10 protein-coding genes are annotated in these 14124 nt (G+C 48.5%); 6 read left to right on the forward strand and 4 right to left on the reverse strand.

Features of this window, described 5'->3' with window-relative positions; all coding sequences use genetic code 11:
• The first annotated feature begins 4 nt into the window (after positions 1-4).
• The 3 genes from ACES2C_RS11155 to ACES2C_RS11165 are packed head-to-tail and all read left to right on the forward strand — an operon-like array spanning position 5 to position 4462.
• Positions 5-703, forward strand: coding sequence for a hypothetical protein (locus tag ACES2C_RS11155; RefSeq protein ID WP_374163188.1), 699 nt, complete (start codon positions 5-7; stop codon positions 701-703).
• Positions 688-4116 carry a hypothetical protein gene (locus ACES2C_RS11160; RefSeq protein ID WP_374163189.1) on the forward strand — a complete coding sequence of 1143 codons (3429 nt, stop codon included), beginning with the start codon at positions 688-690 and terminating at the stop codon, positions 4114-4116. The genes ACES2C_RS11155 and ACES2C_RS11160 overlap by 16 nt, the downstream gene beginning before the upstream one ends.
• Positions 4117-4153: 37 nt before the next feature.
• Complete coding sequence (locus tag ACES2C_RS11165; RefSeq protein WP_374163190.1) at positions 4154-4462, forward strand: hypothetical protein; 309 nt, start codon at positions 4154-4156, stop codon at positions 4460-4462.
• A gap of 453 nt (positions 4463-4915) precedes the next feature.
• Here the strand turns inward: ACES2C_RS11165 and ACES2C_RS11170 are convergent, their stop codons facing one another.
• Entirely contained in the window at positions 4916-5563 is a 648-nt protein-coding gene (locus tag ACES2C_RS11170) for a DUF1349 domain-containing protein (RefSeq protein WP_374163191.1), read from the reverse strand.
• Between the two features lie 294 nt (positions 5564-5857).
• On the opposite strand from ACES2C_RS11170, the gene ACES2C_RS11175 reads away from it, so the two are divergent.
• On the forward strand, positions 5858-6124 hold the full coding sequence (locus ACES2C_RS11175) for a hypothetical protein (RefSeq protein WP_374163192.1): 267 nt from the start codon (positions 5858-5860) through the stop codon (positions 6122-6124).
• Positions 6125-6233: 109 nt separating this feature from the next.
• On the opposite strand, the gene ACES2C_RS11180 is transcribed toward ACES2C_RS11175, so the two are convergent.
• Together ACES2C_RS11180 and ACES2C_RS11185 are read right to left on the reverse strand one after the other, a co-directional pair.
• Positions 6234-8471 (reverse strand): glycoside hydrolase family 3 C-terminal domain-containing protein, encoded by a 2238-nt coding sequence (locus ACES2C_RS11180; protein ID WP_374163193.1) that lies wholly within the window; start codon positions 8469-8471, stop codon positions 6234-6236.
• 175 nt (positions 8472-8646) lie between these two features.
• Positions 8647-10257 (reverse strand): DUF6377 domain-containing protein, encoded by a 1611-nt coding sequence (locus ACES2C_RS11185; RefSeq protein WP_374163194.1) that lies wholly within the window; start codon positions 10255-10257, stop codon positions 8647-8649.
• 207 nt (positions 10258-10464) lie between these two features.
• On the opposite strand from ACES2C_RS11185, the gene ACES2C_RS11190 reads away from it, so the two are divergent.
• Together ACES2C_RS11190 and ACES2C_RS11195 are read left to right on the forward strand one after the other, a co-directional pair.
• Complete coding sequence (locus ACES2C_RS11190) at positions 10465-11556, forward strand: acyltransferase family protein (RefSeq protein ID WP_374163195.1); 1092 nt, start codon at positions 10465-10467, stop codon at positions 11554-11556.
• Positions 11557-11677: 121 nt separating this feature from the next.
• Positions 11678-13027 (forward strand): APC family permease, encoded by a 1350-nt coding sequence (locus tag ACES2C_RS11195; RefSeq protein WP_374163196.1) that lies wholly within the window; start codon positions 11678-11680, stop codon positions 13025-13027.
• 12 nt (positions 13028-13039) lie between these two features.
• On the opposite strand, the gene moeB is transcribed toward ACES2C_RS11195, so the two are convergent.
• On the reverse strand, positions 13040-14119 hold the full coding sequence (gene moeB / locus ACES2C_RS11200) for a molybdopterin-synthase adenylyltransferase MoeB (RefSeq protein WP_374163197.1): 1080 nt from the start codon (positions 14117-14119) through the stop codon (positions 13040-13042).
• Positions 14120-14124: the final 5 nt, after the last annotated feature.

Below are 14124 nucleotides of genomic sequence, written 5' to 3' on the forward strand. Positions count from 1 at the left end.
TGAAATGGCAAACGCAAAAGATACCCGCTTTACCTTGATGGCTTTTCCACAGGAAATTGATCCTGAGGGAAAGTTGCTTGTGCATTTTCTTTTTATTCCCCGGAATATTAACCCGCTAAAGCCGATCAGCACAGTGTTTGGCAACGGCAATCAGGCATTGCCATTCGCAGTAGCGAGGCCGGTGTTTCAGGTGAAAATAGTTAATAACCCGGACGAGTTTCCCGGCAAGCTGCCGGCAGAAGAACGGACGGTGACTGCTTCAGTTGTTTATTCCAACCAAATCGCCAGGATATATGAAACTTTGAGGGATGCAAAAAACAGCGAGGGGAAACCGAAGTATTTCGACATAGAAGAATCTTACAGTGCGGACCACGCGGCGCAGCCGCAAGAACAGCGGGCTGCAGAGCCACAGGACAAAGCCACTGCACTGAAAAAATACCTGCCGGTGAGCTATCGGAGGGCATTTAATTTTACTTCTCCCCGAATCAGGAATGGAGTTACAGACGATAGTTACCATTGTGCGATGCGCGATCAGCAGCCACCTGTTCCAGTACCCAAAAGCGATAAAATAAGTTGGGGAAAGGTGTACGCCCACTTGCTTCGGCAGCCGTTGATGGCGCAAAAATCAGGGTTGCTCTATAAGGCCACTGTCCAGTTGGAACCGGAGGATTTGAAAAGGGGGGCTGGGTGTATATCGATTTGAGTCCTGAAAGTGCCTACGCCGCAGAGCAGATGAAATCTACTTCCCTCCCCGGTGATGTTTTTATAAAGAAATATGCAGCGCGTATCCCCCCACTTCGCAGAGATGATAAGGGAAAGTTTGAAAAAAGAAGCCTTTTTACGCCCGTACTTTTTCCGGTTGTCAAGGCCGGCGCATCTCCGGAAGGTATCTACGATGAGCTATATATTGAAGCGGCAGCGTATTCAGACGGAATGGCTCGTATTGTACATGCCAATCAGCCCGTGAGCGCTAATTTACTTGCTGAAGAGCAAGATGGCTTTCACCCTCAAAAGGAACTGGGCATACGTCTCGGATGGGATGACGAGCAGCTTCTTATCTGGTATCTGCGTCAGCTTGCCAAAGATGAAAATGTTAATGCTGGTGCCGGCAGATTGGATGCTCCTTTAGGTATATCAGGGTTTCATGTGGATGTGAGAGATGCCGGGCAGGATGGCTCGGACTGGACGAGTCTCAATGCTGTGTCAAGTAAGGGCAATATGATGCTGGAGGACATTGATATCGGCACCTATGAAGGCGAGCTTCCTTTTCAGGTTTATCCGGTAAAGCTCTATGGTATTAAGGAAAGCAACTATTGGCTGCCTGTTTACTTCGCTAACTGGAATAATCATTCACTCGTTATTCCGGATAGAGCTTCTGCAGAGATCTATCGCAATACCGAGGCTTTTCAGAATGTGGAGGGCGTATCGGTGAACCGGAGCGTATCGCTCAATGATCTCTACACTCCGGCAGACGCTCCGCCGCTCAGATACGGACATTTGTACCATTTTAAGGTGCGTCTGGCAGACCTGACGGGCGGAAGTCCTGATCCGGCAGCCCTGCCAGACCCGCCACCGCCGGGAAGAGTTGCCCTTTGGAGATTTAAAAGATACCTGGCGCCTCAGAAGCTGCAGATCGTAAACGATGATGAGATCAAACACTCAACCGACGATGATAATTTTACAGGAGAGCAGCTAGTAATAAAGCGGCCATTACTTGGATATCCTTCTGTTTCATACACGGGAAAGTATGAGGATCCGGTATCCTTGCTTAAGGCTTCCGTGTCTGCACAGCTGGCCAAATATAATCCTGCAGGCGAAAAAGTAAGTGTGCAGATAGGGCTGGCCGATCCGGATGTGATTGCTGTTGCAGTTAAGGTAGAGGTAGCGACGCTCCAAATGGATAACCTGGCAAGTGATAACGGGCAGGAAAATTATATCACCTTATACACGTGCCTTCGAAAATTCAGTGAGGAGTTTGATAGTGAACTTTCTATCCCGATTGTCTTTAAAGACTACTCTGTTTTGAACTTGCAGGACATACACCATCCCTTTAATTCTACCGATGATGATGGCAGTATTGCCGCAGATACAGGAGGCATGGTTTTACCCACCTGCCGGGACATCAGGTTGACTCTGCGGGCGGTATGTGCAGGCGACGACGATTACTGGGGGGCGAATACAGCGGATCCTGATCTGAATAGCCGCTTTGGAGAACCTACTTCCATTAAAATGCGCCGGAATAGTGCTCAGGAAACTGAGCTCTTTGCTGTACCTGATCAGGCGAGGCTCTTACAGGCAATCTACCTGCAGCCTGATCCGAAACCGGCCTATTTGGGCAGTATATCCGTTAAAGAAACCGTGCCTTTGGCAGACGGCTTGCCCGATATTGTGCAGCGCTTAGCACAGCAAATCGACGTGGTTGGCAATCAGCTGTCGCTCACTTCACAAAAAGGAGAGCACCTTCAGTTTTGGTGCAGCAACCTAATCAGACATACTCTTAGCCCTGATAGCAGCAGTATTACCTTCGCTAATAAAAACGAACTGGTGAATCAATGGATGGTTGTAACGAGCCTCACGCTTAATCGGGATTGGTCATGGAACGGCCTTGATCCTGTAAGTTTCGAGATCGAGCGAAAAAAGAGCGGAGAAGACAATCCCACTGATAAAAGCGAACGAAAGAAAAAGATAGATGCAATGGGGTACAACTCTATAGGTGATTTAGAGCTCCACCGAACTGCATCTTTTCAGGCTTTACAGATGGGGGAAAGTGGAAAAATACGTCGCGATTTTACAAAGATTGTTGTTATTGACGTCATTGATGCATTGCCGGCTGAAGGTAAACTGCCTGATACCATTTTGGTTCAATATCGCGTGACCCCAAGATTTCGGAATGGCATTGCTCCTGCCGAGGGCTTTGAAACTCCCGATATTTTGCTGCCTGCAACTGTTAATCCATCTCAGTGTCCGAAGATTATTGGGGCCGGGATCGCTCTTTCGCCTTACGTTCGAAATGAGAAATATTCATCAACGGAGGCAAGGAAGCGTTTTCTATGGCTTGAATTTGATCAGGCTCCTCTTGATGGCCGCGACGAGTTGTTTGCACGGCATCTGGCTTATTCTCCTGACCAATTACTGAGCAACAACCATCCGGAGTTGTATGAAACGCCTCAGGAACCGCCCCTTAATCTTGATCCCGAATACATAAGGGTAGTCACCCCCGACTCTGCACACGACCATTCGGGACTGGCTGCAATGCAGAGAATGGAGAAGTCAACAGATGATGGCCGCCACTTTTACCTTTTGCCATTGCCTCCCGGACTACACAGCGAAAGCGCAGAACTGTTCGGCTTCCACACGTACGAGTTCAGATACGGACATTCTGAGAAGTTGTGGAGTACTGCTCAGGGTCGATTTGGCCGGCCTTTTCGTCTGACAGGACTGCAGCATCCCGCGCCTAATCTTCTGTGCACTGTTACGCGGGACGACAAAAAAGTGCGGGTGAGCGCCCCTTATGCTATGGCTGTATTCAATGGCAGGAACGTTACCGCTAACCCGCCTCGTACTTCGCTATGGTGCATGTTGTATGCGCAGGTTACGCAGGCTGATGGACGGGGCTATCGCAACATCCTACTGGACGAACAGAAACTTATATATTCCCAATATCAGCGTTCGCGCTTCCCCGCTGCGGGACAGAGTACTGGAGTCGGGGCCAGTCTTGAAAAGCAACGGTATTTTCTGCACCTGGCGCTCGACAGAGAGGCTCAGAAGTTTGCAGAGACAGAGTGGACAAATAAAGCGATCAAATCACAGCTTGAGTTGTATGGACTACCCGAGGACTCACCTCTAAGTGTTATCTGCGTTGAGGTACTCAGCCATATCCGTAATATCGCTGAGCACATTGATAACTTTGAACATGTTAAACAAGACGTTATTGAGGGGGTGCGTCTACATTTAGATAAGGGCGTTGCTGGCGAAATGCAGAACTTTTTGCAAAAGCCTGTTGAAACAAAACCTGACGATTCAAGGCCGCTTAGCAGTCAATTAGGGTTGTACCGGATCTTGCGCACATCGCCATTGACAGAGGTGCCTTTTGTGTGCTGTACGGATTGTGCTTAAGAAGTGCTTTCTTTGTTTTGATGTTAGAACTAAACATATGAAAGCAGGCCATCAACTTGCAACTCGATTCCGCGAGGTTATCCTGAATGGATATTGGATTGCCAATACCAACCTTAAGAACGAGCTGTCTTCGTTATACTGGGAAACCGCTGTAAGCAAGCTTCCCTTGTTGAACACGATTTCCGATCTGGTGCAACACTTACACTACTATTTGAAAGGAATAAAAAATGTGTTTACAGGCGGCGAGCTTGAAATAAAAGATAAATATAGCTTTGACTTTCCGCCTATCCGGTCTCAGGATGAATGGAATAACTTGCTTGGGTTTTTTTGGGGATTGAAATGTTGAAAGACCTTTATCTGGCGCCGTTGCCACGCGTGCATTTTATCCTGACGTTAGTGCTGACAGTGGTACTATTGTCGCTTTCCTACGTGTTTTTTATCCCTCTCATTTATTGGTCGGTGTACGGAGAAGGAGAGTATGCGGCGAGAGTAGAACAACTGCCCCTTAATCTCTTTATTCAGGAATGGGGTGCGTTGGTTATTGTTTTGTTAATCTTCGCTTTTTGCGGCTTTAGATCATCTCGACGCGCTGAATTAGGATTAACAAAATCGTATATTCTTCTCAGTCTAGCAACTCTCTTGATTTATCCGTGGAAGCAACAGATAGGCGACTATATTTTTTCCTTTTTTTGAATCGCTGGGGGACGGTAGCTGCAAAGCACTTTACGATCTTCCTGTGGTTACGCTTTATGTTTTTAATGAGCGCGAAATGGGGCCGCCTTGGCGGCCCCATTTGTTCTTACTGATGGCTTTTTAGCCATTCCAGGCGGCGCTGGTCCGGAAGATGCTTCACCGAGAAATTCTCGAATTTAGCCTCAAAGCCGTCGCCATCAGGACAGGCAGCCATCAGACCCACCATAACAGGAGCATTATCCTGAAGGGGGGCATTTCTTGTCATGATGTAATTTTTGTCATCTAGAGAGTAGAAGATCTCTACTGCATCCAGCCGGCGTACCACTTTGATCCAGATGTAAGGGGGGACTTTCTCGAGAGTAGTTACGCTCCAGTCACTCTTTTCGTGCGTGACCACCGTACTTACATTGAACTTTCCGTCTACGAACTCCACGCCCGTCTTGATGTAATTTTTGTGGTCGGTACGGATCATAAGTCCCATTTGATCAAAGCGCGCTTTGTACGCACCGGTTAGTTTTACTTTGGCTTCAAACTCGCCACCATAAGTGCCGTAATAGAAGGGAGCATCATCAACTGTAAAGCCGTAATGGGAGATCCGCCAGTAATCGCTTTTAGGCGTCACGGTCATGATCAGGCTGTTGTTCCTGATCTCCCATTTTGCGGGTTCATTGTACCACTGCATTTTGTCGAGGCTTTGGGCGCTTACTTTCTGAAGGCCCAGCAGGATGCTGAAAGCGAATAGTGTTCTTTTCATTTGAAATATGTAGGTGTTGAGAAATTCTGTAAAGATGTTTGTTTCGGAGCAAGGTAGTAAATAGCTGCGTTTCTCCTCCCGCTAGACTTGGAAAGCGAAAGCCTGCTTACCCAGCAAGCGGTGTTGTCGAACCCCGGTCCGTTGACCTTCGTTGGATAAGTCATATTTATGTTCTGTATTTAATTAAGAGGCTGTTTATGAGTGGAATAAAGCCGAGGAGGGCGTTGTAAGCCGGCAGTAACAGATGTAGTATAACTTACAGTAACTGATAAAGAAAAATAAAACCTCATTGCGATGGATAAAAAAATTTTGCTCATTAGTACACTTTCCGGGCTATACCTTGCTCTGTTGCTGAGCGGGGAGGTTAATCGTTTGACTTCCTTCATAGCTACGGGAGTAGTGGTGGAACTGTTGACAATTCCTGCCGTCATTTTGCAACTCAGCCTCTTTGTTTACGCAATGTATAACCTGCATTCAAAACGGTTCAAGTTCACCGTTACCTCCGTTACTCCGGTAGCGGTCTTTCTTGTTCTTTTTATTTGGGCTGCTGTCCGGAAGTAATCCCTGTCGTCGTTCAATCCGGTTTTTGATCTCAGACAAGGGGAGAAGAAGGGCTGCAGGGAGTTAGAAAAAATAGCTCCGTCCGGAAACGGAGCTATTAAGAGTGTGTTTAGTTCAATTTAAATGAGGCCTTTGTTCTTACGTCTGCGGAAGAGGCACCTATCAGGGCTTCAAAGTCGCCTGGCTCAGCTACCCATTCGTGCTTAGCGTCGTCAAAGAAGCTAAGGGCCGTTTTATCGATGGTGAATGTAACGGTCTTCTGCTCGCCGGGCTTCAGCGATACTTTTTCGAACCCTTTCAGTTCTTTCACCGGACGGGGCAGAGATGACTTGAGGTCGCTGATATAGAGCTGTACCACCTCTTCGCCCTCACGCGATCCTGTGTTCTTTACGTTCACTGAGAACGTGATCTTGTCGGATGCGCTCATCGATTTTCTATCAGCTGTTACCTTGCCATACTGGAAGGTCGTGTAGCTTAGGCCGTGACCAAAAGCAAACAGCGGTTTGATCTTATGCTTGTCGGCCCAGCGGTAGCCTACAAAGATGCCTTCCTTGTAGTGCACCTCGTCCTTGCCGGGAAACTCGCCTGCAGCATGTGCCCCGTTATCTGTCAGCTTTACGGGGAAGGTAAAGGTGAGTTTTCCTGAAGGATTTACATCGCCAACCAGTACTGACGCTAATGCATTACCTGCTTCGGAGCCGAGGAACCAGCCCTGAACAATAGCCGGTACCTGATTTACCCATGGCATGGCAACAGCATTTCCCGAAATGTTTACCATCACGAGGTTCTTGTTCACTTTTGCCAGTTCGGTGAGCAGCTGATCCTGATTGTAGGGGAGTCCCAGGCTTTCACGGTCGTAGCCTTCAGCATCCTGCTTGTCACTCTTGTTCAGTCCTCCAAAGAAGATCACTACGTCTGCTTTTTTTGCAAGCTCAATTGCTTCTGCCAGAAGCTCTGCTGATGAACGCTTTTCGGCGAGGTTCTGCCCGGTGGCTACCCCGTTATAGTTGCCTGTTGTGTCACCCACATAGCCTCTTGCATAAATCACTGTTGCCTCATTGCCAACACGGTTTCTGATTCCTTCCAGTGGAGAGATCTCGTATTTTGCTTTGAGTGAAGAGCTTCCGCCACCAACGGTCATCATCTTAATCGCATTCTCGCCGATGACGGCGATGGTTTTAGTCTTGCTGAGGTTGATTGGCAATACATTACCCTTGTTTTTAAGGAGTACAATGCCTTCCTGTGCGATTTTACGGGCAGCGAGCGCATGTTCTTCTGTGGCGAATGAACCAGTAGGTCTGTTCCTGTTCATGGTGGTGAGGAATGACAAACGCAGCACGCGGCGCACTTTTTCATCCAGCTCTTTCGTGCCAACTTCTCCCGATTTGATCAGCTTCAGATAGGGATCAGCCAGATAATAGGCATCATAAGCGCTGCTTTTTCCTTCCGTCAAACCGTTGGTCCATGAGCCAAACTCAAGGTCCAGTCCGTTGAAGATTGCCTGGCGGGTGTCATGCACGCCGCCCCAGTCTGATACCACCACTCCTTTGAAACCCCATTCCTTGCGGAGGATATCGTTCAAAAGGTACTGGTTATGGCAGCAATGCTGTCCTTTATAGAGGTTGTACGAACCCATGATCGACCAGGTGTCGCCTTCCTGCACCGCAGCTTTAAAGGCCGGGAGATAAATTTCATACAGCGCGCGGTCGTCAACCACTACGTTCACCCCGTGACGGTTTGTTTCCTGGTTGTTCAGGGCGAAATGCTTCACGCAGGTAGCCACGCCGTTCTGCTGTACTCCTTTGATATACGGTACCACCATTTTAGACGATAGGAACGGGTCTTCACCCATGTACTCGAAGTTACGTCCGTTCAGAGGCGAGCGGTAAATGTTGATACCGGGGCCCAGCAAGATATTCTTATTGCGATAGCGGGCTTCTTCTCCAAGCGACTTGCCATAGAGAAGCGACATGTCTTTATTCCAGGTAGCAGCCAGGCAGGTAAGCGCCGGGAAAGCTGTACAGGAGTCATTAGTCCAGCCTGCCTGTGACCATTCATCCCACAATACTTCAGGGCGAATTCCGTGAGGGCCATCTGTGGTCCAGTTTTCGGGAATGCCGAGTCTCGCCACACCTGGTGAACTGAATTTCGACTGTGCGTGGATAAAGGCGATTTTTTCCTTCAGGGTCATCCGCTGAAGGGCGTCTTCTACCCGCTCATTAATCGGTTTTGTGTCGTCCAGATATACTGCTGCCGGACCTTGTGCGTAAGCTCCGGACACCCCGAGCATGAAGGTCAGCATAATGGACTTGACAATTTTACATGCGTTGATATACGCTTTTCTCATAACAATAGTAGGTATTGGGTTTATATATGTGTTCAAGGGTAAAGCTAACAGGATATGATGATGATTGAAATGACTGGAATGTAAAAAGTAGTAGGATGTAAGACGTAAGGTGCTGATATTTAGGAAGGATGGCGGTGTTTGATGCCTGAAAAAAGTAGTGCGGAAAACGCGCTTTTTACGAATTTGCCGGCAACATACCGATCTTCATTACCTGCGTTTCAAAGTCATCGCGTGATACGACAGCTTTATTTCGTGCTCTTGTCCGGTAGTTATAGATGGTGCTCAGCGAGTAGCGGAGGAATGCAGCGATCTTCACGCTATCCGTAATGCCGAGCCGAGCCAGGGCAAATATGCGCAGTTCCGTGTTAAGCAGTTCGCCCGGCTTAAGTACTATCCGCTCTTCCGGAATAAGCAGCGCGTTAAACTCGGTAACGAAGTTGGGATACAGGCTGAGAAAGATGTTGTCGAAGACCTTGTATAAGCCCTCGAGCTCATGGTCGGCAACAGAAGTGGAGCGGAGCATCTTGAGCAGCTCGTCCAGGTGCTTTTCATTTGCTTTTTTGTTGAGCATCTTCCGGTAGTCTTCCAGCTTGTTGATATAAGTGGAGCACAGGTCAAAGAATTGCGCGATATAAGCCTCCTTCACCTGGTTTGCTTCTGAAAGCTTTGCATTAATCTCGCTCAGGTGAAGGTTCTTTTCACTGATCTCCCTGTTCAGTCTGATCAGCTCCTCGCCCGACAGGCGGAGTTCTTCCTTGATACGGGAAACCTTTTTCATCTGCTTGTAGACGCGGACAATAGCGAGGCTCAGAAAGACTGACAGGATACTGATCAGTGCCAGATAAAGCTGAAGCTGGTCTTTCTGCCGACCTTCTTTTTCCATGTATGCCCGGTTAATGATGGTATACAGCTCTGATATCCGCAAGGTCCTGAACTTAACGTTACAGAAGATGGCATCTTCAATCGCTGACCGCGTATAGAGGTAGGCTTTATCAAGATCACCTTTCCGGTAAAAGATCAGAGCCAGATCCTGTAGGGAGGCATTGTCTTTTATGGCGTTTTTAACATCAGCCAGAGCAGAAAGTGCGTAGTATCTCACCGCCAGGTCGCTCCTGTTCTGCATCTGGTAGCTGTGTGCAAGAAGGTAGGTGATCATGGCGTAGTCGGCCTCGGTGCTTTTCGAGGATTTCATTAGATGCAGCAGGATATCCTGTGCCTGTTTCAGGTCTCCCCTGGAGACATATTGCTGTGCATGGTTGATCCGATAGCGGACGGACTGCACTGGAAGTACCCGAAGGAGCGAATCCCGGTAATTCCGGATAAGCATAACATACGACTGGTTGTAGCTGTTCGTTGCGTAATGTTCATAGAACTGGATCTTTGCCTCGTAATAGTCGGCCAGCAGCGGGCGGGGGATAGGCTTGCTACTGACACTATGCAGCAGTTGCTCTGCTTCGAGGAACTTGCCAAGAGATGAGTAAAGGTTGGTGAGCTGCAGCTGGCTTGCCAGCAGCAGGTCCTGTCTGTTGAGCTGCTGCGCTATTTCCTGGTTCTGGCTGGCATAGAATACCGCAGTGTCTATCTTAAACTTCTTATATTCCTGGTATAGATTCCTGTTGATCTGATACTTCTCCAGCGCAGGTATGCCGGGTGTGAGCAGTCGCTTAAGGGTAGTAATACGCTGCTCTTTTTGCCGGGAGTACGTTTCTTTTTTCTTACCGCCTCGGTAAGCTCGCGCACCGTTGCGTCGGTGTCTTTGTCTGCATAGGCCGAAACAGCAAGGCAAAAGAACAAAATGAACAGTAACCTAATCTTCACCGGCATTCGAAAGTTTGAACGGTAAAGATAGGAAAGTAAATGAGGAGATGGGACTCCACTTTAGAATGGTTCCGCTTGTTTAGTAGTCCGTGTCAAGTAATACTTTTACTTTAAGGTTAAATGCATTAGCTTTACAGGCGTATTTTATTTCGCTGTATCTCCTAACTCAGATATAATGCCGTCCTTATCAAAATCAAGAGTTGAGTCGCTCGACTGGCTTAGAGGCCTGGTCGCATTATCCATCATGTTTTACCACCTCAGCTACTGGTGCTTCCAGCAGAAGGATGCGTCGAGTGTATTGGGCCGGCTCGGAATCTATGGCGTATCTATTTTCTTTGTGTTGTCAGGTCTGAGCGTGGCGATCGCATATCATCATTACGTTAAGGACATGAAAACCATACTGAGATTTTTAGTCAGGCGACTCTTCAGGATATGGCCTTTACTATGGATAGCTACAACGCTTACGGCAGTCGCTTTCTTTGTAAAGACACGGGTTTTCAGCTGGGAGCTCTTCCTGATCAATATCACTACACTTTTTGGCTTTTTCGATCCCGATGCCTGCATAGCAACCGGAGCGTGGTCGATTGGGAATGAGATGGTTTACTATGTACTAACACCATTCATATTCGCCCTGTACAATTACAAAAGATGGGCCGGTAATATCTCTTTTGTCCTCAGCCTTAGCATCGGTGCACTTTTTGCGTTTTATTTTCTAGATCCCCGCATCCCTCTTGCCAGGCAGTGGTCGGTATATATCAATCCCTTCAATAACTTTTTTCTTTACGTATCGGGCATTGCTATGTATTACAACTTTCGCAACGTCAGGATCAATCCGAAAATCAGCAGTACGCTGCTGCTCGCTGCTTGTGTTCTGTTTAGTTTATTGCCGTTCGGTGGAGACCAGATTTCGATAGTAACAGGCCTTGGACGAATTGTCTTTGTGGCGCTCGTAGTTATTATTGTTCTGTGTTTTTACAAATCCGAGCTGAATTTAGCTGAATTTATCAGTCGTCCTCTGAGTATCCTCGGTGAAGCTACTTATGGTATCTATATGCTTCATCCTGTTGCTTACATATTCATCCATTTTGCGCTTGCCAAAGTTCATATCGACAACCCTTATCTGGCCTTTAGCCTTGTTATAATCCTTTCAGTCGTGGTTGCGATTCTTTCATTCCGGCTATTTGAGCAAAAGATGATAAAGCTTGGCAAGAACGTAACAAGATCAGCTCAGTCTAAGGACTTAGATGTAAAACTATCGAACATCTGACCTGCTGTTGCAATCATCTTTGTGAATGTAGGGTCAAATAACGGGATATCAAGCCCGTTTCTGCCCGATTATCCTACTTTTGAGTTATCCCTGCCTGCAGGAGAACTTAACTGCAAATTGCATGTCTGAAACCTCGTTACAAAGACGTTTAAGCCTCCTGCAGGCTACCGCTATCAACATGACCGATATGGTCGGCATCGGGCCTTTTATTACCTTGCCGATGGTCATCGCCATGATGAACGGACCGTACTTTCTGTATGCCTGGGTAGCAGGTGCCGTGCTTTCGATGGTAGACGCGATGGTCTGGAGCGAACTCGGTGCAGCTTTTCCGAGAGCGGGCGGGTCGTACAACTTCCTCAAAGAAACGTACGGAAAAGATGGAGCCGGCAAGCTGATGAGCTTTTTGTTTGTGTGGCAGACGATGATACAGGCCCCATTGGTCATCGCTTCGGCTGCTATCGGCTTTGCATCTTATTTCTCCTACCTGATGCCCTTGTCGCCTCTGCAGTCGAAAGCTGTAAGCGGGGGACTGGTGATTGCCGTTATCCTGCTCCTTTACCGGAAGATTGAGGACATAGGTAAGACAACCGTTTTGTTGTGGGGGGCAGTATTGGTCACCCTCTTCTGGATCATTGGAGGGGGACTGCTGCACGGCAATTTTCTTAGCCCGATTCAGCACATCAATGAGGGTTTGGACATCAACTACGGCTTCGTTACTGCGCTGGGTTTTGCCAGCGTGAAGAGCGTATATAGCTATCTTGGATATTACAATGTCTGTCATCTGGGTGGTGAGATCGTCAATCCTTCGAGGAATATCCCCCGAAGCATGTTCCTCTCTATTGCCGGTATTGCGTTGCTGTACCTGGCCATGAACGTAAGCGTGGTTAGTGTGATCCCCTGGCAGGAAGCCAAAGACAGCGAGTTCGTGATCAGCGCATTCATGCAGCAGCTCGCAGGACCGGTGGCTGCAAAGGTGGTTACCTGCCTGGTACTCCTTGTTGCTTTCGCTTCTGTATTCTCAGCTACTTTGGGCTATAGCCGAATCCCTTATGCCGCGGCCGTTGATGGTGCGTTCTTCAAAGTATTTTCCAGACTCCACCCCAGGGGAAACTTTCCGTATGTTTCGCTTCTGGTCCTGGGCGGTATCGCTTTTGTGTTCAGCCTGCTGTTCAGGCTCAGTGACGTGATCAGCGCCATTCTGGCCATGCGGATCCTGATCCAGTTTATTTCGCAGGCCTGCGGTCTTCTGCTGCTGCGAAAGTCGCGGAGGGCGGTACATTTTCCATATAAGATGCCTCTGTTCCCGCTGCCGGTTTACCTTGCGATTGTCATGTGGGCAATTATCCTGATCTCAACAGGCTTCAATATGGTGCTCGGCGGGCTCGTCGCTATCTCTACCGGCTGTCTGGTGTATTTTATCAAAGCACGGCTAAGCCGGGACTGGCCTTTTCGCGGAAAAGAGATCAGTTGAAAGATGAGCCTGCTACTCTGGTCCCGCTGCAGCAGCTATGCCGCCTTTTAAATTGAAGAGTTCCGCTTTAGAGAGCGGGCGCGCCATTGCTACTGCCATCTTACTGCGCTGCCCTGAGGCGCAGCAGAAAACGATCTTCCCTTCTTCAGGCAGCTTTTCTATTTCTAAGCTTAAATCTGACAGCGGGATATTGATACCGCCAATGTTGTACTCTTCGAACTCATATGGCTCGCGCACGTCGATAAGATGGACGTCCTCCTGACTGCTCTCCAACCATTCATTCAACAGCCGCATGTCTATTTCCTCCGTTTCCTGCAAGGGGGAGGAGCAGCTTGCTGCAGAAGGCCTGCCTGTTTGAACCGGAGCTAATGCAGATTGCGCGAACCTGAAAGTCCTGCTGAGGTTCGTGAGAGCGTCGAACACAAGGAGTCTGCCCGATAGTACTTCGCCGATCCCGCAGATCACTTTAACAGCCTCATTAGCCATCAGGCACCCAATGATACCGGGCAGCACCCCTATAACTCCTATCTCTGCACAGTTGGGTACTTCTCCGGATTGGGGAGGTTCAGGAAAGAGGTCACGGTAGCTGGGGCCGCCCTGGTAGTTGAAAACGGAGACCTGCCCCTCGAACTTGAATATGGAGCCAAATACGAGCGGCTTTCCCAATGCCAGACAGGTATCGTTCACCAGATAGCGCGTAGGGAAATTGTCGGATCCGTCAATAACCAGATCATACGGTTCGATTAGAGCGGTGGTATTATCAGGACCGATACGCTCAGGGAAGGCAAGAACCTCCACATAGGGATTAAGTGCCTGCAGATGCTTCTGCGCGGCCAATGCTTTCTTTGTCCCGATGTCTGCGTAAGAGTACAGGATCTGCCGGTGAAGGTTGGTCTCATCTACCACGTCGTTGTCAACAATGCCGATCGTCCCTGCACCTGCTGCTACCAGATATTGGAGCACCGGACAGCCCAGGCCTCCTGCACCAATCATTAGGACCTTTGCTTCTTTCAGCTTCAGCTGCCCCTCAACCCCCAGTTCGGGCAGGATCATCTGCCTGTTATATCTTTTATGCTCGTCTTTCAGTAACATGGTTT

Source organism: Arcticibacter sp. MXS-1, assembly GCF_041902385.1.
Lineage (GTDB): Bacteria > Bacteroidota > Bacteroidia > Sphingobacteriales > Sphingobacteriaceae > Arcticibacter.